Consider the following 18,866-nt stretch of genomic DNA (forward strand, 5'->3'; position numbering starts at 1 on the left):
TCCACCTTCGGTTGTCCACGATCGCGCCGGCGACCCGCNTGAATCCGCGTCCCGCACCCTGAGATGGTGATGCCGGGTGACAGCGTGACCATGGACGTCACCCTGATCGTGCCGGTGGCCATGGAAGAGAAGCTGCGCTTCGCCATCCGCGAGGGCGGTCGCACCGTCGGCGCCGGCGTCGTCGCCGCCATCAACGACTGAGGCCGGAGCCAACCGGATCCACCTTCGGTTGTCCACGATCGCGCCGGCGACCCGCCTTGACGGGTCGTCGGCGTCGTTGTTCTCGGACCCTGGATTGCAGGCCGCGAGGCCGTCTCATGGCGTCGATCTCGTCGCGACCGGTGGCCGATGGGCCCTCCGGGCGCGCCATCCCGGCGGCAGCCTTATCGACCCTGGCAGCACCGGCGGGCGCGCAAAGCTCATCGGGCAACGCGCGCTCGTCCCAGGGTCGCGCGACCGTTCCGGCGTTTCGGGAGGACGTCCTCTCGATCCTGTGCAGCGACGTACCGGCCGCCGCCGTCACATTCGACGATGACGATCCCGAGCACATCGTCCTCGGTCGGTTCGCGGACCTCCTCGGCAACATCCGCCGGAGCGTCGCCGGTCAGAAGGATGCACAGCGCCACGCCGCCATCCTGCGACCGTCGAGCGGATCGTCAGGCGCAAACTCGAACGCGCATCGGGCGGTGAATCTGCACGAGCGGGGCCCGGCTCCCTTGCGTCGGGCGCGATGTTGAGGCATGGAGCGTGCCGCGTAGGAGTGTAGCTCAACTGGTCAGAGCGCCGGTCTCCAAAACCGGAGGTTGCGGGTTCGAGTCCCTCCACTCCTGCCAGTTCGGCACCGTCACGTGCCGCGTCGACCACCACACGGGATGATCCGACCAGATCCCGGCTCCGGTGCGTTCGACGAACCCGCCCAGTCGACAAGCCTTTAAACTTGCGATAGAGCGGTTCCATTCCGAGAGCGATGGATGCTGCCGCTGCTGGCTCCCCCAGTGCCGTGGACGGCGCGTCCCTTCGGTCCCGGCCCGATCCCCTCTGCTGTTAGCGCCATGGCATCGAACGAAGCGACGAAGAAAATCGAGGCGGCGCGCGGCAACGCGCGTGGTCCGTCGTCTCCGACGCCCCCCCGGGCGACGCCCCCGGTGCGGCCCGCACCCAAGCGCGTCGGGCCGTTCGAGTTCTTCGGCCAGGTCCGGGACGAGGGCCGCAAGGTCACTTGGCCGAGCCGCAAGGAGACCGTCGTCACGACGATCATGGTCTTCGTGATGGTCGTCGCCGCGAGCCTGTTCTTCACGGCGGTGGATCAGGTTCTGCGCTACCTCGTGACCCTGATCCTCGGGGTCGGGGCCTAACGCATTCCTCGGCCCGTCCGGCGCTTGGTGCCCGGGCCGACCGACGTCAGGATTTGGTGAGAACCGTGTCGAAGCGCTGGTACATCGTCCACGCCTACTCGAACTTCGAGAACAAGGTCGCGCAGTCCATCAAGGACCAGGCGGCCCAGCGTGGCCTGCTCGAGCTGTTCGACGAGGTGATGGTGCCGACCGAGAAGGTCGTGGAGGTTCGCCGCGGCCGCAAGGTCGATGCCGAGCGCAAGTTCTTCCCCGGCTACGTCCTCGTGAAATGCGACCTCACCGACGAGGTCTACCACCTCATCAAGAACACCCCCAAGGTCACCGGCTTCCTCGGTGCCGACAAGTCGAAGCCGGTGCCGATCCCCGACGCCGAGGCCGAGCGGATCAAGGGCCAGGTCGCCGAAGGCGTCGATCGGCCCAAGCCCTCGATCTCCTTCGAGATCGGCGAGATCGTCCGCGTCGCCGATGGTCCCTTCGCCTCCTTCAACGGTACCGTCGAGGAAATCGACGAGAGCCGCTCGCGCCTCAAGGTCGCCGTCTCGATCTTCGGTCGCGCCACTCCGGTGGAACTGGAATACGCCCAGGTCGAGAAGGCCTGATCGTAAGGAGCGAATAGGGAGTAGCGAATAGCGAATAGGGACGGCCGCGCGCCCTCTACTCGCTACTCGCCATTCTCTACTCGCCCCATCACACGCGGGAGGTCCGCCCGGTTCGCCGCCGGGGTCCACGGGCCGCACCGCGACCTGCAACCGTCCGAACCGACCGTGCTCCAGGCAGCCGGGCGGCGGACATTTCTTTGGGAGCAGTCCCCATGGCGAAGAAGATCACGGGTTACGTGAAGCTTCAGGTCCCGGCCGGCGCCGCCAATCCGTCGCCGCCGATCGGTCCCGCGCTCGGTCAGCGCGGCCTCAACATCATGGAATTCTGCAAGGCCTTCAATGCGAAGACCGCGCAGATCGAGAAGGGCACGCCGATCCCGGTCGTGATCACGGCCTACCAGGACCGCAGCTTCACCTTCGAGATGAAGCAGCCGCCGGTCACCTTCTTCCTCAAGAAGGCCGCCGGCCTGAAGATCGGCAAGAAGCCGGCCTCCGGCTCCAAGACCCCGGGCAAGGGCCCGACGGTGGGCAAGGTCTCCGAAGCCCAGCTTCGCGAGATCGCCGAGAAGAAGATGCCCGACCTGAACTGCGACTCGGTTGATGCCGCCGTCGCGATGATCCGTGGCTCCGCGCGGGCCATGGGCCTCGACATCGTCGCCTGAGGGGGAGGGTACCATGGCACACGAAGGCAAGCGTATCCGCGCCGCCCGCGAGGGCATCGACGCGCTCAAGCTCTACACCATCGACGAAGCGATCAAGCTCGTGAAGGACAAGGCCAGCGCCAAGTTCGACGAGACCGTCGAGGTCTCGATGAACCTCGGCGTCGACCCGCGCCACGCCGACCAAATGGTCCGCGGCGTCTGCAACCTCCCCAACGGCTCCGGCCGGACGGTGCGGGTGGCGGTGTTCGCCCGCGGCGCCAAGGCCGATGACGCCCGCGCCGCCGGCGCCGACATCGTCGGAGCGGAGGATCTCCTCGAGATCGTCCAGAGCGGCAAGATCGAGTTCGACCGCTGCATCGCGACCCCGGACATGATGCCCCTCGTCGGGCGCCTCGGTAAGGTTCTGGGCCCGCGCGGCCTGATGCCGAACCCGAAGGTCGGCACCGTCACCATGGACGTCAAGGGTGCCGTCGCCGGCGCCAAGGGCGGCTCGGTGGAGTTCCGCGTCGAGAAGGCCGGCATCGTGCACGCCGGCATCGGCAAGGTCTCGTTCGATGCCGACAAGCTCGTCGAGAACATCAAGGCGTTCGCGGATGCCGTGGCCAAGGCGAAGCCCGCCGGCGCCAAGGGCACCTACATCCAGCGCGTCGCCGTGACCTCCTCGATGGGCCCCGGCGTCAAGGTCGAGCCGGCGAGCGTGCTCGGCGCCTGACCGGGACCGGCGTCCCGGTACGCCGGGATCGCCGTCCGAGACGTTCGTCAACGCCCGGCCCATGCGGCCGGGCGTTTTCGTGTGTTCCAGCCTCGAAGCGACGGGCGTCGTCGCCGTCATGGTCGACCAGGGCAATCGGCGTTGCACAGGCCCACGTCATGGGCTATGCCTGCCCCCGGTCAGCACCCGTAGCTCAGCTGGATAGAGCGTTGCCCTCCGAAGGCAAAGGTCACACGTTCGAATCGTGTCGGGTGCGCCAAAGATGCGGGTGTAGCTCAATGGTAGAGCAGCAGCCTTCCAAGCTGAATACCCGGGTTCGATTCCCGGTACCCGCTCCACCTTCGACATCCTTCAGATGAATCGGCGCTAACGCCATCGGCTTCGTCGAAGGCGACCAACACCCGGGGCTGGGCTGCGATAACGCGCCGTCCGCTAGTCGATCCACTCGCCCGCGCGCATCACCGGCACGGCGCGGCCCTCCAGGGTGAGGCCGTCGACATCGACCTCCGACGAGCCGATCATCCAGTCGATATGGATCAGGCTGCGGTTGGCGCCGCGGGCCGCCAGATCCTCTTCGCTCATGCCTTCGCCGCCGTTGCGGAAGCACTTGCTGTAGGCTTGGCCGAGCGCAATGTGGCTGGCCGCGTTCTCGTCGTAGAGGGTGTTGTAGAACAGGAGGCCGGAGGCCGAGATCGCGGAGGACGCCGGCACCAGGGCGACCTCGCCGAGCCGCCTGGCGCCCTCGTCGGTGTCGAGCACCTTGGCGAGGACGTCGCCGCCGGTGCGGGCCGAGGCTTCGACGATCCGCCCTTGCGCGAAATGCACCGTGATGCCCTCGATCAGGGTGCCCTGGTAGGACAGCGGCTTGGTGCTGGTCACGAACCCGTCCACCCGCGCCTTGTGAGGCGTCGTGAAGACCTCCTCGGTGGGGATGTTGGCGTTGCAGACGACGCCGTTGCGGGCGGTCGAGGCGCCGCCGCACCATTCGTGGTCGTCGGCGAGACCCACCGTCAGGTCGGTGCCAGGCCCCTTGAAGCGCAGGGCGGCGAAGCGGTGCCGGTTCAGGGTCTCGGTGCGGGCGCGCAGGGCCGCGTTGTGGGCCTCCCAGGCGGCGACCGGATCGTCACCGTCGATGCGCGAAGCGGCGAAGATCGCGTCCCACAGCTTGGCCAGGGCCATCGTATCCGGATCGTGCGGGAACACCGTCCGCGCCCAGGGCAGGGTGGCCGCCGATACGATGGTCCAATTGATCGAGAAGTTGGCGATGAGTTCGAGGGCGGGAACGTAGGCCTTCGAGCGGGCGCGGTTGGCACGCGACACCTTGGCCGCGTCCTGCCCCGACAGCAGCGAGGGGTCGTCACCCGCGATGGCGAGCCGCGCCGCGCCGTTGCGATAGGCCTCGGCCATGCCGGCGTAGAGCCAGCCCGCGGCGACGTCGAAGGCCGCGTCGGGGGCATGGGCAAAGCGTGCCAGGGTGGCGGCATCGTCGGAATAGAAGGTCGTGACGAGGGAGGCACCGGCCCTGTAGGCCTCCTCGGTGATGGCCCGCACGAGGGGCACCGTCTCCAGCGGAGCGGTGATCACCAGCTCCTGGCCGGCCCTGAGGCCCAGCCCGACGTTGACCGCCACCCGGGCGAGGCGCGCGAGGCGCTCCTCGTGGCTAAGCCCGTTCGCCACGGCAAACCCCGCTTCGTTCGTCATCGCTCAACCTTGCCGCTTGGCTTCCCCTCGACGGGGAGGAAGGTGGGTCCGGCGGATCGGAGGTCTCCGAGCGCCGGCAACCACCTTTCGGTCCGATGCCCTAGAAGATCAGCGGGCCGGGCGACAGGTCAAGCAGCGCGAGACCAGCGGATCTCGCCGAGGTTCTCGCGGAAGGCGAAGCGCAGCAGGTGGTCCGAGACCACGTTCTCGAGGCGGGTCAATCCGGCCGGGTCAGGGGTCACCACCCGCATCAGCAGGGCGTCGGCTTCGGCCTCGAAGGTGCAGACCCGGTCCTCGCCGAACGGCACAGTGCCATGGGCGTCCGTCGTCTCCACGGGGAACTTGTGGCTCCAGTGCCGGCACAGCTGCTTGAGGTAGCGGGTGGCCTCGGCGGTGGGCACACGGGCCTGGGAAGTCGGCATCACGTCGTCTCCTAACGGTCAGGCCGCGATCCGGATCGGTCCGGACAACGGCGGTGCAGCGGATCCGAAAACCGGACATCCAGGGCGGGGTCACGCCTTCGAAAATGGTGTCCCGCCGGTTAACGGGGGGCTAACGGACCCGCCGCAATCCCCCGCCTTCCGCTGCAATGCATATGATAGTGTCACCCGGATTTGTGCGACGCACAATCCCTCGTCGGCGTGGAAAGTTTTTGGTCCGGCCTCAAGTCTGGGTAGAGAATGGGGCCGTCTCGGGGTGGTCCGCCGCCGAACACCCGGACGCTCCCTCGGAGGGAATGACCTTCCCGGGGTTGAGAATGCCGTTGGGGTCCAACGCCTTCTTGAGACAACGCATGAGATCCAGCCCGACGGGATCGCCGTAGCGTGCCAGTTCGTCGCGCTTGATCCGGCCGATGCCGTGCTCGGCGGCGATGGAGCCGTCCATAGCCTGCACGATGTCGTGAACGATGCGATTGAAGCGACCCCATTCGGCGAGATAGGCGGCCTTGTCCATGCCCACCGGCTGGCTGAGGTTGAAGTGGATGTTGCCGTCGCCGAAGTGGCCGAAGGCGCAGACGCGCAGGCCCGGCATCGCGGCCTCGCAGGCGGCGGTGGCCTCGTCCAGGAAATCGGCGAGGCGCCCGAGCGGCACCGACACGTCGTGCTTGATCGAGCCACCCTCCCGGCCCTGCACCTCCGAGAGGTTTTCGCGCAGGGCCCAGAGCGCCTCGGCCTGCGTCCCGCTCGACGCGATGGTCGCATCGTCGACGAGCCCCTCCTCGATGGCGCCCGACAGCAACGCCGTGAGCTCGTCGTCGGGGGCGGCGTCGGGGCGCGTGGCCGAGAGTTCGATGAGCGCATAGGCGGCGTGCTCGCCGTCGAGGGGCCGGCGGGCGCCCGCCAAGTGCTTGAGCACGATCTCGAGCCCGAACCGGGGAATGTATTCGAAGGCGGTCAGGTCAGCCCCGGCTGCGCCCCGCAGGCGCTCGAACAGGGCGAGGGCCGCCTGCGGCGACGCGAGGCCGACGAAGGCGACCGCCCTCGCATGCGGCTTCGGGAACAGCTTGAGGACCGCGGCGGTGACGATGCCCAACGTTCCCTCGGAGCCCACGAAGAGGTGCTTGAGGTCATAGCCGGCGTTGTTCTTGCGCAGGGCCTTGAGCCCGTTCCAGACCCTGCCGTCGGCCAGCACCACCTCGAGCCCGAGGGTCAGGTCGCGGGTGTTGCCGTAGGCGAGCACGGCGGTGCCGCCGGCGTTGGTGGCGAGGTTGCCGCCGATTCGGCACGACCCCTCCGAGGCGAGCGAGAGCGGGAACAGCAGCCCTGCGCCGTCGGCGGCGGCCTGCACGTCGGCCAGCGTCACCCCGGCCTCCACCGTGATCGTGGAGCCGACGGGATCGAGGGCCCGGACCCGGTCGAGCCGCACCAGCGACAGCACGATGCCGCCCTCCGGCACGCCACCGCCGACGAGGCCGGTGTTGCCCCCCTGCGCCACCACCGGCACTCGCGCCTCGGCGCAGGCCGCGACGACGAAGGCGACCTCGGCGGTATCGGCAGGGCGCACCACGGCGAGGGCGTGGCCCCGGTAGAGCCCCCGCGACTCGACCATGGCCGGGGCCATGGTGTCGGCCTCGGTGAGGACGTGGCGGCCTCCCAGTCGCTCGGACAGGGTCGCCAGCAGCGTCGCGGGTGAAGTCATGGGCTTTTTTCCGTCTCCGGAGCGGGATCGACCGGTTACGAAGACCGGCGCTGACGCCTCGATGCGCGAGGCCTATGATAGCCCGATGGCCGTGCCTTTGCAGGCGGGCCGATCATCCCATCCGGTCGCGGATCGCCGCGATCTCCCGCCGTGAGGCCATCCCATGCTGTCCGTCATCCCCAACCCGCCTCGGGTGGTCCTGCCGATCGTCGGCAGCGACGACCTCTTTCCGGTGCGCCGGGTCTATTGCATCGGCCGCAACTACGCTGCGCACGCCCGCGAAATGGGGTCCGACCCCGACCGCGAGCCGCCGTTCTTCTTCATGAAGCCGGCCGACACCCTGCAGGTGGTCTCGCCCGGGGCGACCGCCGAGCATCCCTATCCGCCGCGCACCGACAACTACCATTTCGAAGTGGAGCTGGTGGCGGCCCTGGGGGAGGGCGGCAGCGACATCCCGGCGGAGCGGGCGCTGGCCCATGTCTACGGCTACGCCATCGGCCTCGACATGACCCGGCGCGACCTCCAGGACGACGCCAAGAAACTGGCGCGCCCCTGGGACCTCGGCAAGGCCTCCGACCTGTCGGCACCGATCGGCCCGCTGCACCGGGCCGAGGCGGTCGGGCATCCCTCGGCCGGGGCGATCACCCTCGATCTCGACGGCCAGCGGCGCCAGACCGGCGACCTCTCCGACATGATCTGGTCGCTGCCCGAGCAAATCGCTCTGCTCTCCACCTATTTCGCCTTGGCGCCGGGCGATCTCGTCTTCACGGGCACGCCCTCCGGCGTCGGCCCGGTCTCGCGCGGCCAGACCATGACGGCGGCCGTGGCGGGGCTGGGCGCCATCAGCCTCGTCGTGACCTGAGCGCCCGGTGCCCCCGCTCCTCGATCGTCCCCTCTTTCGGAGGCTGTTCCACCTCGGTGCCCTCGTCCAGCGCGGCATGACGCTGGGGGTCCGCGGTGCGGCCATCGACGACCGGGGCCGCGTCTGCCTCGTTCGCCACACCTACGTCTCCGGCTGGCACCTGCCGGGCGGGGGCATCGAGCCCGGCGAGGACGCGCCCACCGCCATGGCGCGGGAGTTCCGGGAGGAGGCGGAGATCGCGGTGGACCCGGCCGTGCCCCTGCGGCTGCACGGTTTCCACCACAACCGCGCCAGCGCCGGCCGCGACCACGTCGCGCTCTTCGTGGCGCCGGTCTTCACCGTCCTGAGGGACAAGGCGCCGGACCGGGAGATCGCCGCCTGCGGCTTCTTCCCGCTCGATGCCCTTCCCGCCGAGACCACCCGCGCCACCCGCGACCGTCTCGACGAAATCCGCCACGGCCTGCTTCCGGCCGCGGTCTGGTGATCTTGGGCGAAACGTCAGGAGAAAACGCGCCGGCTACGATCCGGGCGATTTCGGCGCTTGCCACAGCCGTCGGAATGGTGTTTAGAGACGCCGTCCGGGGCCGCCGGGCGACACTCTCTCGGCGGCGCGGTTTGTGAGCGGGTGTAGCTCAGGGGTAGAGCACAACCTTGCCAAGGTTGGGGTCGAGGGTTCGAATCCCTTCGCCCGCTCCAATTCATCTCGACAATCGACAGCGATCGAAAGGCCATCTTCGGATGGCCTTTGTCGTTTCCGGTGGCGTTCGTGACGGCCAGGGGCTCGCCGACGCCCGCGCGGGGCCGCCGAGGACGAACCCGGGCGACTACGTGTCCATCAGGATGCTGGCGGCCCAGAAGCCGAGACCGCTGACGACGATGACGCCCGCCAGGGAAAGGGACTTGCTCTTCGCCGGGCCGTCGACTGCGCGCCGCGCCCGCAGAGCCAGGAGCAAGCCTCCGACGATCAGGAGGAAACCGTACAGCACCAACGTGTTGTAGGAAGACGACATTGTATCGCTTTCAAAGTGATCGCCGGGACGAGGGGGCCTCGCCGCGCAGAGGGGCCCATGCCCGCGTCAGGATCGGCCCCCTCCCCGAAACGCCGGCTGTCGTCCCCGCAAGACTGCAGCCCTCGTGGCGCGGAGGCGGCACCCCTCGCCGGATCCACCGATGCCGACCAGGCACGGGGTCTCGCATTCAGGAACGACGCCGCGGACGCGGCTTCGCGCGTTCCTGTCCGGGGACGGACACGGCGGCGCCTTCCCCGTGCGCCAGCCTCAAGCGGCGCTGGTGGCGCCGAGCGTTTCGAGGCGAAGCTGATAATCGCTTCCCCACCGTTCCTCAGCCTTGGCGTACCACTCGGTGTCGAAGACCAGCTCGCTGTCCGCGCGGTCCTTCCAGATGCAGACCACGAGGAGCCTGGAATCCTGAACCTTGACGTGGCGGCTCACCAGGCCCTGCGTGATGCCCACGGTCGGGCACATGTCGATGCTCGACTGTTCGTAGCTGTCGGCGTCGTTGTACGTGACCGGACATTCGAGGATCGTCAGATAGCTCATCGCTGGGCATCCCTTTTCTGGCGGCACGTCTTCGGCAGCACGTTTTGGCGGCATGTCTTTGGCGGCGCGTCGCGCGCGGACCCGGCGGCGCTCCGCTCTCTCGCAAGCCTATGCATGAATTAAGTCGACCAGCCCGAAAGGACAACGGCGTCGGTGCGAAGCGCCATCGCATGGCAGGTCATGCCGGGCCGGGATCCGGGCACGCCGCCGCGACGCAGTCCCAGATGCTCTGCACGGACTTGAGTGCGAAACCGTCCATGATCGCGATCTGGTCGGTCCGATGCGTGCAGAACTGGGCCAACCGCTCGGCGCGCGGCATCGTCACGTCCACGGACACGAAATCGGTCTTGGTGATCATCCAGACCAGTCCGTCGAGGATTTCGAGGCCGCCGGTCGCCATGGCCCGGAAGATGTCGCGCTCGGTGACGATCCCGACGATGGACCCGTCCTCCGGGCGCCCCCCGTCGATCACGACGATGGCATCGACATCGGGCTGCGCCAGGAGCGAGACCGCGTCCCGCACCGAGCGATCCATGCGCAGGTAACGCATGCGAGGTGCCGCACCGCCGGCCTGTAGGCTCGCACCCACGATGTCCGCCTCCCGTTCTTCTTTTTGGTCGCGAAAGGACTGGTATACCAGGTATCGCCTGTCAATCCTCGGGGTGGCGTTATTTCTCCGGTCGCCGTGAAGTCGGCACGGGCTGCGACCGAAGGCCCGACGAGCCGTGATGGTGCCCGACCGTCGATCGATCCCGCGTTACGCCCGAGACGGCATTATGCTGCAATGCAGCGATCGTCGCCGAAGGCTCGGCCGCGAGCCCTTCTGCCGGACCCGTCGGGTCAGGCCCCGGCGTAGACCGGCATGGCGACGGGCGCGTCCTCGGCGCTCGCGGGGCGGGCCCGCTGGCCGGCGTCGGCGAGCAGTTCGGTGACGAGGTCGGTCTGGGAGACGATCCCGACGAGCCTCCCGTCCGCGCCGACCACGGGCAGGTGGTGGAGGCCACCCTGCGACATCCACAGGACGAGGTCCGAGACCGGCGTCTCCATCCGCGCCGTCCTGACCGGGGCGGTCATGATGTCCTCGACGCAGCCGTGGGGCGCTCGGCCCCGCATCAGCGTCAGGCGGATCCGGCGCGCGAGGCCGAGCCGCGGTCCGGCACGCTCCCACACGGCCTTGTCGAGGAGGTCCGTCTGCGTGACGATGCCGAGGATGCGCGCGGCCTCGTCCGTCACCGGCAGCGCCTTGACGTGGTGGCGGCGCAGGAGGTCGAGGGCCTCGGCCAGGGGCGCTTCGGGCGCCACCCCGATCACGTCCCGGGTCATCAGGTCGGCGCAGGTGGCCTGGCCGGGCCGGCGCCGGTGCGCCAGGATCTGGGCGCGCAGCAGGATCGCCTCCAGATCGGCGCGGCCGACATCGAGCAGCCGGTCGTAGTCCCTGAGGACCGCGTCGAGGTCGGCGGCGGTGATGCCGGCGCGGCCCGAGGGCGATGCGGCGGTGGCGGCCTGGACGCGCGGCGCCTTGGCCGGGCCCTGAGGATAGGCACGGCCGGTAAGGTTGTTGAACAGGAGCGCGACGGTCAGGAGCAGAAGCGAGTTCGCGCCCACCGGCCACAGCACGAAGCCGTAGCCGAGGTCGTGGATCTGCTGGCCGCCGAGCACCGCGGTGAGGGCCACGGCGCCGCTGGGCGGATGCAGGCAACGCAGGGCCATCATCACCGCGATGGCGCAGCCGATCGCCAGGGCCGCGGCCAGGGTCGGATCGGATACGGTCCGGGCGGCGGTCACGCCCACCAACGCGGCGACGAGGTTGCCGCCCAGGATCGACCACGGCTGGGCGAGCGGGCTCGACGGGACAGCGAACAGCAGAACGGCCGAGGCGCCCATCGGCGCGATCAGGGCCGGCAGCGCCGTTCCGGGCCCGAGCGCCGCCCGGCTCGCCAGTCCGGTCACGAGGATGCCGACGAGGGCGCCGGCGGCCGAGCGGATCCGTTCGCGCCGGCTCAGCGGGCTCGCATCCGGGATGAGGTGGCGCAGGAACGGGTGCATCGGCGGGATGGACCTCGGTTGTCTGGGCGGGGTGTCGATTCGGCGTCCGGCCGCGCAGCGACGACGGCGGCCATGCGCGACAGTTGCAGAAACGACGACGGCGCGCCTCGGTAAAGGCGCGCCGCGTCAATCGTCTCGTGCGATCAGGCCTGTCCGCCGGCCGGGCCGGCGGCCCGGCGGCGTAGAGCCCTCAGCCTCGCAGCGGCCTCAGACGGCGTGCTCCTGGTGAAGCATCTCGATCTGCTGCTCGGTGTAGCCGAGGTCGCGCAGGACCTCGTCGGTGTGCTCGCCCAAGAGCGGCGAGGCCTTGATGTCGACCTTCATGTCCGAGAACTTGATCGGGCTGCCAACGGTTAGGTACGAGCCGAGCTTGGGGTGCTGGACCTCGACCACCGTGCCGCTGGCGCGCAGGGACGGGTCCACCGAGAGCTCCTTCATCGACAGCACCGGCGAGCACGGGATGTCGAACTTGCGCAGGATGTCGACCGCCTCGAACTTGGTCTTGTCGGCCAGCCACTCCTCGATCGTGCCGAAGATGTCCATGATCTTGTCCTGGCGGGCACGGGCGGTGTTGTAGGCCGGATCCTTCTCCCACTCCGGCTTGCCGATCGCCTTGCAGATCGGCGCCCAGGCATGGCCCTGGATGGTGAAGTAGATGTAGGCGTTCGGGTCGGTCTCCCAGCCCTTGCACTTGAGCACCCAGCCCGGCTGTCCGCCGCCGCCGGCGTTGCCGCCGCGCGGCACCACGTCCGAGAACTCGCCGTGGGGGTACTGGGGATACTCTTCGAGATAGCCCAGCGCGTCGAGGCGCTGCTGGTCGCGCAGCTTCACGCGGCAGAGGTTGAGCACGGAGTCCTGCATCGACACGGCGACCTTCTGGCCCTTGCCGGTCTTGTTCTTCTGGTGGAGCGCGGTGAGGATGCCGATGGCCAGGTGCATGCCGGTGTTGGAATCACCGAGTGCGGCGGCGCTGACGGTGGGCGGGCCGTCCCAGAAACCGGTGGTGGAGGCGGCGCCACCGGCGCACTGCGCCACGTTCTCGTAGACCTTGAGGTCCTCGTAATGGTGGCCGTCCGAGAACCCCTTCACCGAGGCGAGGATCATGCCCGGGTTGAGCTCCTGGATGCGGGCCCACGAGAAGCCCATGCGGTCGAGCGCGCCGGGGCCGAAGTTCTCGACCATCACGTCGGAGTCCTTGATCAGCTTCTCCAGGACTTCCTTGCCCTGGGCCGTCTTGGTGTCGAGGGTCAACGAACGCTTGTTCGAGTTGAGCATCGTGAAATACAGGGCGTCGGCGTCCTCGACGTGCCGCAGCTGCGTGCGGGTGACATCGCCGGAACCCGGGCGCTCGACCTTGATCACGTCGGCGCCGAACCAGGCCAGCAACTGCGTGCAGGCCGGACCCGCCTGGACGTGGGTGAAATCGATGATCTTGATCCCTTCGAGCGGCTGGGTCATGTCGGCGTTCTCCCTGTCAATTCTGTTCGGGTCGGTCGGTTGGTGTCGCGCCCGGTTCGGTCCGGGTCGTGATGTTGGCCGAGGATCGGCGGATGGGCCGGCCTCGCCCGGATGGTCTCAGGCGACGCGGGCTTCGAGCTCGGCCAGGCGCTGGCGCATCTGGCGTTCGTCGGTCCAGCGCTTGGTCTCGTCGCGGATGATCGCGGCGATCCCGGTGACGGCCCCGTCGGGGCCGTGCAGCATCCCGACCGTGAAGGCGATCGAGAGGGTGTGTCCGTCCTTGTGCAGGGCGGGAACCCGCAGGACGTCGGCGCCGTAGCGGGTGACGCCGGTCCGCATGGTCTTGGCGTAGCCGTCCCAGTGGCGCTGGCGTTGGCGCTCCGGGGTGATGAGGTCGAGGGACCGACCGATCGCCTCCTCCGGGGTGAACCCGAAGATGCGCTCGGCGGCGGGGTTCCAGACGACGATGGCCCCGTCCGCATCCGACACCACGACGGCGTCGCCCGTCGCCGTCACCAGTTGTTCGAAGTCGATCGCCTGTGCCATGGCCTCGCCCGACGCGTCCTTATCGGTCGAGGGTCGCTGCGGACGGCGGGGAAGGCCGTCTTCCGGGACGATGAAAACAGATGCCGATGGTCAGCATGCGTGTCGTCTCCTCCAGTTGCCGGGCCATGACCGTCGCTGCCGGCACATCGTCGCCGCGTTGATTGTCATGTCCTTCCGTTGCTGGTATTTGGTATGCCAGCAATGACGGGTTGTCAACCGAGACCGATGTCGGGAACGGCCCGTCTGACCCATCGAGGAGCGCCCGGATGGCGGACGGCCCCAGGATCAGGATCAAGCAGATCGACGGCTATCGCTTCATGGTCGATTTCGGCGAGGCGCATCCCGGCCTGCTCGTGGACGAGGCCGAGCCGTTCGGCGGCGGGCACGGTCCGTTCCCCGAGCAGATCATGGTCGCGGGCGTCACCAACTGCCTGTGCGCCAGCCTGATGTTCGCCTCGGGCAAATTCGGGCAGGACCTCAACGGAATCGAGGCCGAGGCCGAGTGCCGGATGGAGCGCAACGCCGAGGGACGGCTGCGGATCGCCGGGATCGCCGTGACGATCCGGCTCGGCGCCACCGCCGAGGCGGTCCCGCGGATCGGCAAGGTCCTGGAGCAGTTCGAACGGTTCTGCACCGTGTCCGAGAGCGTGAAGGCCGGCATCCCCGTCAGCGTCGCGGTGGACGACGCCGCCGGCCAGCGGCTCAAGTGACCATTTCGCCGACGTCATTCCCGACATCCCAGGACCGACAGATGAGCACCACCGACCGTTCGCCGGCGCAGGCCCCCGAGGACTTGGCGCGGCTCTTCAACGAGCGCGCCAACGCGGGCGACGTCGAGGGGCTGGTGGCACTCTACGAGCCCGGCGCTCTGCTCGCCGCCGGCGCGGTCGTGGCCACCGGCCACGACGAGATCCGGCGCTTCTACACCGACCTCCTGTCGCGGCGCTCGCATTTCCCGAGCGCGGAGGCCCTGCCGGCCCTGCGCAACGGACCGATCGCCATGACCTTCGCGCGGCTTCCCAACGGGACCCTCTCGGTGGAGACGGCCCGCGAGCAGGAGGGGGGCGGCTGGCGATGGGTGATCGATCAGTTGAAGATCAAGCCGATGCCGGGCGGCGACAAGGCGTGAGGGCCGCATGATCGCGCCGACGCTCACCGGACGCCTCACCTTCGTCCACCGGCTCCCGACAGAGCCGGCGCTGCCCCCGGGGCGCCATGCCCTCGGCCTGTTCGAGACGCGGGACGCCGTCCTGGTGGTCCCGCCCGGCGTCGATCCGCGCCGACCGACGCCCCTGGTGGTGCTGTTCCACGGCGGCGGCGGCAGCGCGGAGAAGATCCTGCCGATGCTCGAGGCCCACGCCCTGGCGAACGGCTTCCTGCTGCTGGCGCCGCAATCCCTGTTCCCGACCTGGGACCTGGTGATCGGCGGCCACGGCCCCGACCGCGAGCGGCTCGACACGGCGCTGGCCGCAGTGGCGTCGCGCTACCTGCTCGATCCGACCCGCCTAGCCTTCGCCGGTCATTCGGACGGCGGCAGCTACGCCCTGTCGATGGGGCTGGCCAACGGCGATCTGGTGACCCGGCTCGTCGCCTCCTCGGCGGGCTTCCTTTCGGTCCATCTCCAGATGGGCGCGCCGCGCATCTTCCTCTCCCACGGCACCCAGGACACCCAGATCCCGATCGATCGCAGCGCCCGCTTCCACAAGTCCAAGCTGGAACAGGCGGGCTACGACCTCACCTACGTCGAATACGACGGGCCGCATGCCTACGATCCCGCCGTCGTCGAGAAGGCCGTGATCTTCCTGCTCGCCGACGGGGCGGACGCCGTGCCATAGCAGCGGGATCGTCGGCCTTCGCGGGCCGGACACGAGCATGCCGCAGGCACAGCGGCGACGCATTCAAAACGGGTACTCCATGACATCCGACGAGGTCGCCGACATGAAGCGGGCACGCGCCAGCCTCGCCCGCCAGCGCAGCGCGCTCGCCAAGCGCATCGGATCCAGCGAGCTGGCGGCCGCCTCGGCCGCCGAGGATTTCATGCGGATCCTGCTCGCCATCGAGGCGGTGGACCGAGCCCTGGCGGAGGCCGGTCGCCCCTACATGTCGCCGCAGACCGAAGCCGACCTGTGAGCGAGGAGACCCTGTGTGAGTGAAGAGACCCGGGACGCCAACGGCACCCGCCTCGCCGAGGGCGATTCCGTCACGCTGATCAAGGACCTCAAGGTGAAAGGCACCTCGACGACCCTGAAGCGCGGCACCCTCGTCAAGGGCATCCGCCTCACCGGCAACGTCGCCGAAATCGAAGGCAGCACCGACAAGGTGAAGGGTCTCGTCCTGCGCGCCGAGTTCCTGAAGAAGGCCTGAGGGGATCGTCCAAGGTCCGTGTCGTCGCTTCGCGATCCCGCTCGACGCGCGTCGGAGACGCGATCAGTCGTCGGAGACGGCGGTCGGCGCCCGGGGCGGCGAGCGCGTCAGGCTCCTGATCTCACGCTTGGGCCGGCCGGACTTCTCGGCGATGACCCGGTCCTGCTCCTCGATGATCTCGCGGGCCGGCTCGTCGCCGTCGAGTCCGCCGAGGATCTCCATCGGCACCCGCCGGTTGGAGGCGCGGGACTCGTCTTCGTACAGGACGTCGAACAGGACGGAGCCCCGCTCCTGCGGCTTGGATTTCGTGCGTTTGGCCATGGCGGATACTCGGACGATACGTGTGGAGAATGAGGAGAAACGCCGACGGCCACGGATGTCGGGCGGGGGGTGCGCGTACATCCGGCGTCACCCGATGCCACCCGGTCTCGTGGCCGTCACCGATCGAGCGACTGTGGTCGCGATCGGCATAGCAGGCAGATGGTGACGGCGCGCCGATTTTGCAATTCCATGCGGCGTTTCGCTGGCCGGCGTTGCCGTTCTGCGACGCCGCGCATGGCACGATGCGTGCGCCATCCGCGACGTCACCAGACCCGGGAGTCCCGATGACCCGACCACGCGCGCTGACCCGATTCTCCGTGGAGCCCCTGAGCCGGATGACGCGGCGGCTCGCCGACGTCGCGGCGGGCCGCGCCGACCCGGACCTGGTCATCACCGGCGCGCGGCTTCTCTCCACCTATTCCGAGCGCATCCTGCCCGACCGCGAGGTCTGGATCGCCGGTGGGCGCATCGCCGCCGTGCATCCCGCCGGGAGCCACCGCGGGGCCGCCCCGCGCCGGGATGTGGCCGGCGGCCTCCTGGCGCCGGGCCTCGTCGATCCGCACCTGCACATCGAGAGCAGCATGGTGACGGCCTGCGCCTACGCCGAGGCGGCCCTCCTCAACGGCACCACCACGATCGTCTGCGACAGCCACGAGATCGGCAACGTTTGCGATGCCGACGGGATCGCGTGGATGCTGGAGGACGCCCGCGAGGCCCCGCTCAACATCTTCCTAACCGTGCCGAGCACCGTGCCGGCGACCTCGGCCGAGCTCGAGACCGCCGGGGGCGACCTCACGGCGGCCAAGATCGCGGCCCTGTTCGACGCCTGGCCCGAGGCGGTCGGGCTCGGCGAGAAGATGGATTTCGTGGCGGTGGCCGAGGGCGACGCGCGGGCGCACGCCATCATCGCCGCCGCGCTGGAGCGGGGACGGCCGGTCTCGGGCCACATCTACGGGCGCAGCTTCGTCGCGCCCTATGCGGCCAGTGGCGTCACCGACACTCACGAGGCCATCGACCAGGACATCGCCGACGACCTCCTGGAGGCCGGTCTCTGGATCTTTCTGCGCGGCGGCCCGCCGACGACCCCCTGGCACAGCCTGCCCGAGGCGATCGGCACGATCACCGCGCTCAAGGCGGCGGCCAAGCGCGTCTGCGTCTGCACCGACGACCGCGACGCGCAGGACCTCCTCGCCTTCGGGCTCGACTGGGTGGTGCGCGAGGCGGTGCGCATGGGCATTCCGCCGGTCCAGGCCTGGTCGATGGGCTCGCTCCACCCGGCCACCCGTTACGGCCTCGACGGCGAGATCGGAGGGTTCGGCGGCGGGCGCCGGGCCGACCTCGTGCTCCTCGACGACGACCTCGTTCCGCAATCGACCTGGTACGGCGGGGAATGCGTGGTCGAGAACCGCCGGATCACGCCCGTGCTCGACGAGGCCCTGTCACGACCCTACCGCTATCCGGCGCCCGCCTATGCGACGATCCACCTGCCCGATCCGCTGCCGAGCCTCGTCCCCGCACTGCCGGCGGCGCCCTGCCTCGTCAACGCCATCCGCACGACCCTGCCGGGCATCGAGCTCGTCCACGAGCGCTTCACGCTGCAGCCCGGACCCGACTGGGCGTCGACCCTCGCTCAGAACGACTGCACCTTCGTCACCGTGATCGAGCGTCACGGCGGCGCCGGCAACGTGGCGCACGGGCTCCTGCGCGCCTTCGGGCTGAAGACGGGCGCGGTGGCGAGCAGCGTCGGCCACGATTCGCACAATCTCATCGTCGCCGGCCTCGACGAAGCCGACATGCGCCTCGCCCTCGACACGGTGACCGCGACTCAGGGCGGCGTCTGCGTGGTGGCCGGCGGCAAGGTCGTCGCCTCGGTGCCGCTGCCGGTGGCGGGGCTCCTGTCCGACAAGAGGGTCGGGATCGTGGCCGAGGAGGTGCGGGTGCTCAAGGAGGCCTGGCAGGCGGCCGGCTGCAGCATTCCCTACATGGGCTTCAACCTCATCCCGCTTTCGGTCATCCCGGAGATCCGCATCACCGACAAGGGCCTCGTGCTGGTGCCCGGCATGCGGATCGTGCCGCTGTTCGAGGCGGCCTGAGCCCGTCCGGCCGGCGTGGCGGGAATTTCGCGGCGGGGACCTGCGTCGTTTTCGGGCGTGGCGCGTTGATGGGGCCGAGACCGGCCGTCGCCGGAAGGACCATCGATCTTAGGGAATCGGGTATGCGGGGCGGGCGAGCCGCACGCAGCGCGGGTCCCGCCTGCCGGAACCGACCCCATGCGCAACCTCCTTCTCCTGATCATCATCGCCGTCGCCGGCTTCGTCCTTGTGGCCATGTATGTCGCCCCGACCCAGCCCGGGCTGCGGACCTGGTACCTCCAGAACGCCTGCGTCCACCTCGACAAGCTATCGCCGCAGATCTGCGCCCCGGCGCGCGAAGCCGAGGGCGCGCAGCGCACCTGAGAGGCGCGGCCAAGACCTCCAGAACGGGCCTACGACCCGGGCGCGCGAACCGGCGCGTCCGTGCTATCGCTTCGCCGTCTCGCCAC

At 69.3% G+C, this 18,866-nt stretch carries 24 protein-coding genes, 4 tRNA genes and 1 pseudogene; 19 read left to right on the forward strand and 10 right to left on the reverse strand.

What is annotated here, in order from left to right; translation table 11 throughout:
* Positions 1-60: 60 nt before the first annotated feature.
* From tuf to ASF39_RS05545, 9 genes and pseudogenes are all read left to right on the forward strand, one after another.
* Positions 61-201, forward strand: a pseudogene (gene tuf / locus ASF39_RS20275) (elongation factor Tu); the annotation flags it as partial.
* A 116-nt stretch (positions 202-317) separates the two neighbouring features.
* The gene (locus ASF39_RS21080) at positions 318-737 is read left to right on the forward strand and encodes a hypothetical protein (RefSeq protein WP_156648410.1); all 420 of its coding nucleotides are present in this window, start codon (positions 318-320) and stop codon (positions 735-737) included.
* A 19-nt stretch (positions 738-756) separates the two neighbouring features.
* A tRNA-Trp gene (locus tag ASF39_RS05515) sits at positions 757-833 on the forward strand.
* 219 nt (positions 834-1,052) lie between these two features.
* The gene (secE, locus tag ASF39_RS05520) at positions 1,053-1,355 is read left to right on the forward strand and encodes a preprotein translocase subunit SecE (protein ID WP_056281757.1); all 303 of its coding nucleotides are present in this window, start codon (positions 1,053-1,055) and stop codon (positions 1,353-1,355) included.
* Positions 1,356-1,420: 65 nt separating this feature from the next.
* Positions 1,421-1,954 (forward strand): transcription termination/antitermination protein NusG, encoded by a 534-nt coding sequence (nusG, locus tag ASF39_RS05525; protein ID WP_055882402.1) that lies wholly within the window; start codon positions 1,421-1,423, stop codon positions 1,952-1,954.
* 212 nt (positions 1,955-2,166) lie between these two features.
* Positions 2,167-2,616: a 50S ribosomal protein L11 gene (gene rplK, locus ASF39_RS05530; protein ID WP_055882399.1), complete on the forward strand. Its 450-nt coding sequence runs from the start codon at positions 2,167-2,169 to the stop codon at positions 2,614-2,616.
* A 13-nt stretch (positions 2,617-2,629) separates the two neighbouring features.
* The gene (gene rplA, locus ASF39_RS05535; protein WP_055882397.1) at positions 2,630-3,328 is read left to right on the forward strand and encodes a 50S ribosomal protein L1; all 699 of its coding nucleotides are present in this window, start codon (positions 2,630-2,632) and stop codon (positions 3,326-3,328) included.
* 182 nt (positions 3,329-3,510) lie between these two features.
* Positions 3,511-3,587: transfer RNA gene (locus ASF39_RS05540), tRNA-Arg, on the forward strand.
* A 5-nt stretch (positions 3,588-3,592) separates the two neighbouring features.
* Positions 3,593-3,666, forward strand: a tRNA-Gly gene (locus ASF39_RS05545).
* 94 nt (positions 3,667-3,760) lie between these two features.
* On the opposite strand, the gene ASF39_RS05550 is transcribed toward ASF39_RS05545, so the two are convergent.
* The 3 genes from ASF39_RS05550 to ASF39_RS05560 all read right to left on the reverse strand — a co-directional run bounded on the left by ASF39_RS05550 (position 3,761) and on the right by ASF39_RS05560 (position 7,168).
* Positions 3,761-5,029 (reverse strand): aminopeptidase, encoded by a 1,269-nt coding sequence (locus ASF39_RS05550; protein WP_056281760.1) that lies wholly within the window; start codon positions 5,027-5,029, stop codon positions 3,761-3,763.
* A gap of 128 nt (positions 5,030-5,157) precedes the next feature.
* Positions 5,158-5,451, reverse strand: coding sequence for a DUF2218 domain-containing protein (locus tag ASF39_RS05555; RefSeq protein ID WP_055882391.1), 294 nt, complete (start codon positions 5,449-5,451; stop codon positions 5,158-5,160).
* Positions 5,452-5,692: 241 nt separating this feature from the next.
* Positions 5,693-7,168, reverse strand: coding sequence for an FAD-binding oxidoreductase (locus ASF39_RS05560; RefSeq protein WP_056281763.1), 1,476 nt, complete (start codon positions 7,166-7,168; stop codon positions 5,693-5,695).
* 163 nt (positions 7,169-7,331) lie between these two features.
* On the opposite strand from ASF39_RS05560, the gene ASF39_RS05565 reads away from it, so the two are divergent.
* The 3 genes from ASF39_RS05565 to ASF39_RS05575 all read left to right on the forward strand — a co-directional run bounded on the left by ASF39_RS05565 (position 7,332) and on the right by ASF39_RS05575 (position 8,726).
* Positions 7,332-8,030 (forward strand): fumarylacetoacetate hydrolase family protein, encoded by a 699-nt coding sequence (locus ASF39_RS05565; protein WP_055882384.1) that lies wholly within the window; start codon positions 7,332-7,334, stop codon positions 8,028-8,030.
* A gap of 7 nt (positions 8,031-8,037) precedes the next feature.
* A complete protein-coding gene (locus ASF39_RS05570; RefSeq protein ID WP_055882381.1) occupies positions 8,038-8,514 on the forward strand; it encodes an NUDIX domain-containing protein in 477 nt (158 codons plus the stop codon).
* A gap of 137 nt (positions 8,515-8,651) precedes the next feature.
* A tRNA-Gly gene (locus ASF39_RS05575) sits at positions 8,652-8,726 on the forward strand.
* 128 nt (positions 8,727-8,854) lie between these two features.
* Here the strand turns inward: ASF39_RS05575 and ASF39_RS05580 are convergent.
* The 6 genes from ASF39_RS05580 to ASF39_RS05605 all read right to left on the reverse strand — a co-directional run bounded on the left by ASF39_RS05580 (position 8,855) and on the right by ASF39_RS05605 (position 13,639).
* Positions 8,855-9,040, reverse strand: coding sequence for a hypothetical protein (locus ASF39_RS05580; protein WP_055882378.1), 186 nt, complete (start codon positions 9,038-9,040; stop codon positions 8,855-8,857).
* A 267-nt stretch (positions 9,041-9,307) separates the two neighbouring features.
* Positions 9,308-9,589: a hypothetical protein gene (locus ASF39_RS05585; RefSeq protein ID WP_055882375.1), complete on the reverse strand. Its 282-nt coding sequence runs from the start codon at positions 9,587-9,589 to the stop codon at positions 9,308-9,310.
* A gap of 178 nt (positions 9,590-9,767) precedes the next feature.
* A complete protein-coding gene (locus ASF39_RS05590) occupies positions 9,768-10,139 on the reverse strand; it encodes a CBS domain-containing protein (RefSeq protein ID WP_244472286.1) in 372 nt (123 codons plus the stop codon).
* Positions 10,140-10,429: 290 nt separating this feature from the next.
* Complete coding sequence (locus tag ASF39_RS05595) at positions 10,430-11,635, reverse strand: HPP family protein (protein WP_056281765.1); 1,206 nt, start codon at positions 11,633-11,635, stop codon at positions 10,430-10,432.
* A 207-nt stretch (positions 11,636-11,842) separates the two neighbouring features.
* On the reverse strand, positions 11,843-13,093 hold the full coding sequence (gene frc / locus ASF39_RS05600; RefSeq protein WP_055882368.1) for a formyl-CoA transferase: 1,251 nt from the start codon (positions 13,091-13,093) through the stop codon (positions 11,843-11,845).
* 117 nt (positions 13,094-13,210) lie between these two features.
* Entirely contained in the window at positions 13,211-13,639 is a 429-nt protein-coding gene (locus tag ASF39_RS05605) for a PAS domain S-box protein (RefSeq protein WP_055882364.1), read from the reverse strand.
* Positions 13,640-13,905: 266 nt separating this feature from the next.
* On the opposite strand from ASF39_RS05605, the gene ASF39_RS05610 reads away from it, so the two are divergent.
* The 5 genes from ASF39_RS05610 (at position 13,906) to ASF39_RS05630 (ending at position 16,003) form a co-directional block, all read left to right on the forward strand.
* Positions 13,906-14,349 (forward strand): OsmC family protein, encoded by a 444-nt coding sequence (locus ASF39_RS05610; protein ID WP_055882360.1) that lies wholly within the window; start codon positions 13,906-13,908, stop codon positions 14,347-14,349.
* A gap of 41 nt (positions 14,350-14,390) precedes the next feature.
* On the forward strand, positions 14,391-14,768 hold the full coding sequence (locus tag ASF39_RS05615; protein WP_055882356.1) for a hypothetical protein: 378 nt from the start codon (positions 14,391-14,393) through the stop codon (positions 14,766-14,768).
* Between the two features lie 7 nt (positions 14,769-14,775).
* Positions 14,776-15,474 (forward strand): esterase, encoded by a 699-nt coding sequence (locus tag ASF39_RS05620; RefSeq protein WP_055882353.1) that lies wholly within the window; start codon positions 14,776-14,778, stop codon positions 15,472-15,474.
* Positions 15,475-15,553: 79 nt separating this feature from the next.
* Positions 15,554-15,769: a hypothetical protein gene (locus ASF39_RS05625; protein WP_055882350.1), complete on the forward strand. Its 216-nt coding sequence runs from the start codon at positions 15,554-15,556 to the stop codon at positions 15,767-15,769.
* Between the two features lie 15 nt (positions 15,770-15,784).
* Positions 15,785-16,003 carry an alkylphosphonate utilization protein gene (locus ASF39_RS05630; protein ID WP_055882346.1) on the forward strand — a complete coding sequence of 73 codons (219 nt, stop codon included), beginning with the start codon at positions 15,785-15,787 and terminating at the stop codon, positions 16,001-16,003.
* 63 nt (positions 16,004-16,066) lie between these two features.
* On the opposite strand, the gene ASF39_RS05635 is transcribed toward ASF39_RS05630, so the two are convergent.
* Positions 16,067-16,324 (reverse strand): hypothetical protein, encoded by a 258-nt coding sequence (locus tag ASF39_RS05635; protein WP_055882343.1) that lies wholly within the window; start codon positions 16,322-16,324, stop codon positions 16,067-16,069.
* Between the two features lie 284 nt (positions 16,325-16,608).
* On the opposite strand from ASF39_RS05635, the gene ASF39_RS05640 reads away from it, so the two are divergent.
* Together ASF39_RS05640 and ASF39_RS05645 are read left to right on the forward strand one after the other, a co-directional pair.
* A complete protein-coding gene (locus ASF39_RS05640) occupies positions 16,609-18,417 on the forward strand; it encodes an adenine deaminase C-terminal domain-containing protein (RefSeq protein WP_056281767.1) in 1,809 nt (602 codons plus the stop codon).
* A gap of 177 nt (positions 18,418-18,594) precedes the next feature.
* On the forward strand, positions 18,595-18,780 hold the full coding sequence (locus tag ASF39_RS05645) for a hypothetical protein (protein ID WP_056281770.1): 186 nt from the start codon (positions 18,595-18,597) through the stop codon (positions 18,778-18,780).
* Positions 18,781-18,866: the final 86 nt, after the last annotated feature.

The sequence above is a fragment of the Methylobacterium sp. Leaf108 genome (assembly GCF_001423265.1).
GTDB lineage: Bacteria > Pseudomonadota > Alphaproteobacteria > Rhizobiales > Beijerinckiaceae > Methylobacterium.

Bases quoted from the DNA above. Each gene is read 5' to 3' on its own strand.
- ASF39_RS21080 (WP_156648410.1), top strand. From the start codon at position 318: ATGGCGTCGATCTCGTCGCGACCGGTGGCCGATGGGCCCTCCGGGCGC.
- secE (WP_056281757.1), top strand. From the start codon at position 1,053: ATGGCATCGAACGAAGCGACGAAGAAAATCGAGGCGGCGCGCGGCAAC.
- rplK (WP_055882399.1), top strand. From the start codon at position 2,167: ATGGCGAAGAAGATCACGGGTTACGTGAAGCTTCAGGTCCCGGCCGGC.
- rplA (WP_055882397.1), top strand. From the start codon at position 2,630: ATGGCACACGAAGGCAAGCGTATCCGCGCCGCCCGCGAGGGCATCGAC.
- ASF39_RS05550 (WP_056281760.1), bottom strand. From the start codon at position 5,029: ATGACGAACGAAGCGGGGTTTGCCGTGGCGAACGGGCTTAGCCACGAG.
- ASF39_RS05555 (WP_055882391.1), bottom strand. From the start codon at position 5,451: ATGCCGACTTCCCAGGCCCGTGTGCCCACCGCCGAGGCCACCCGCTAC.
- ASF39_RS05560 (WP_056281763.1), bottom strand. From the start codon at position 7,168: ATGACTTCACCCGCGACGCTGCTGGCGACCCTGTCCGAGCGACTGGGA.
- ASF39_RS05565 (WP_055882384.1), top strand. From the start codon at position 7,332: ATGCTGTCCGTCATCCCCAACCCGCCTCGGGTGGTCCTGCCGATCGTC.
- ASF39_RS05580 (WP_055882378.1), bottom strand. From the start codon at position 9,040: ATGTCGTCTTCCTACAACACGTTGGTGCTGTACGGTTTCCTCCTGATC.
- ASF39_RS05585 (WP_055882375.1), bottom strand. From the start codon at position 9,589: ATGAGCTATCTGACGATCCTCGAATGTCCGGTCACGTACAACGACGCC.
- ASF39_RS05590 (WP_244472286.1), bottom strand. From the start codon at position 10,139: ATGCGTTACCTGCGCATGGATCGCTCGGTGCGGGACGCGGTCTCGCTC.
- ASF39_RS05595 (WP_056281765.1), bottom strand. From the start codon at position 11,635: ATGCACCCGTTCCTGCGCCACCTCATCCCGGATGCGAGCCCGCTGAGC.
- frc (WP_055882368.1), bottom strand. From the start codon at position 13,093: ATGACCCAGCCGCTCGAAGGGATCAAGATCATCGATTTCACCCACGTC.
- ASF39_RS05605 (WP_055882364.1), bottom strand. From the start codon at position 13,639: ATGGCACAGGCGATCGACTTCGAACAACTGGTGACGGCGACGGGCGAC.
- ASF39_RS05610 (WP_055882360.1), top strand. From the start codon at position 13,906: ATGGCGGACGGCCCCAGGATCAGGATCAAGCAGATCGACGGCTATCGC.
- ASF39_RS05615 (WP_055882356.1), top strand. From the start codon at position 14,391: ATGAGCACCACCGACCGTTCGCCGGCGCAGGCCCCCGAGGACTTGGCG.
- ASF39_RS05620 (WP_055882353.1), top strand. From the start codon at position 14,776: ATGATCGCGCCGACGCTCACCGGACGCCTCACCTTCGTCCACCGGCTC.
- ASF39_RS05625 (WP_055882350.1), top strand. From the start codon at position 15,554: ATGACATCCGACGAGGTCGCCGACATGAAGCGGGCACGCGCCAGCCTC.
- ASF39_RS05635 (WP_055882343.1), bottom strand. From the start codon at position 16,324: ATGGCCAAACGCACGAAATCCAAGCCGCAGGAGCGGGGCTCCGTCCTG.
- ASF39_RS05640 (WP_056281767.1), top strand. From the start codon at position 16,609: ATGACCCGACCACGCGCGCTGACCCGATTCTCCGTGGAGCCCCTGAGC.
- ASF39_RS05645 (WP_056281770.1), top strand. From the start codon at position 18,595: ATGCGCAACCTCCTTCTCCTGATCATCATCGCCGTCGCCGGCTTCGTC.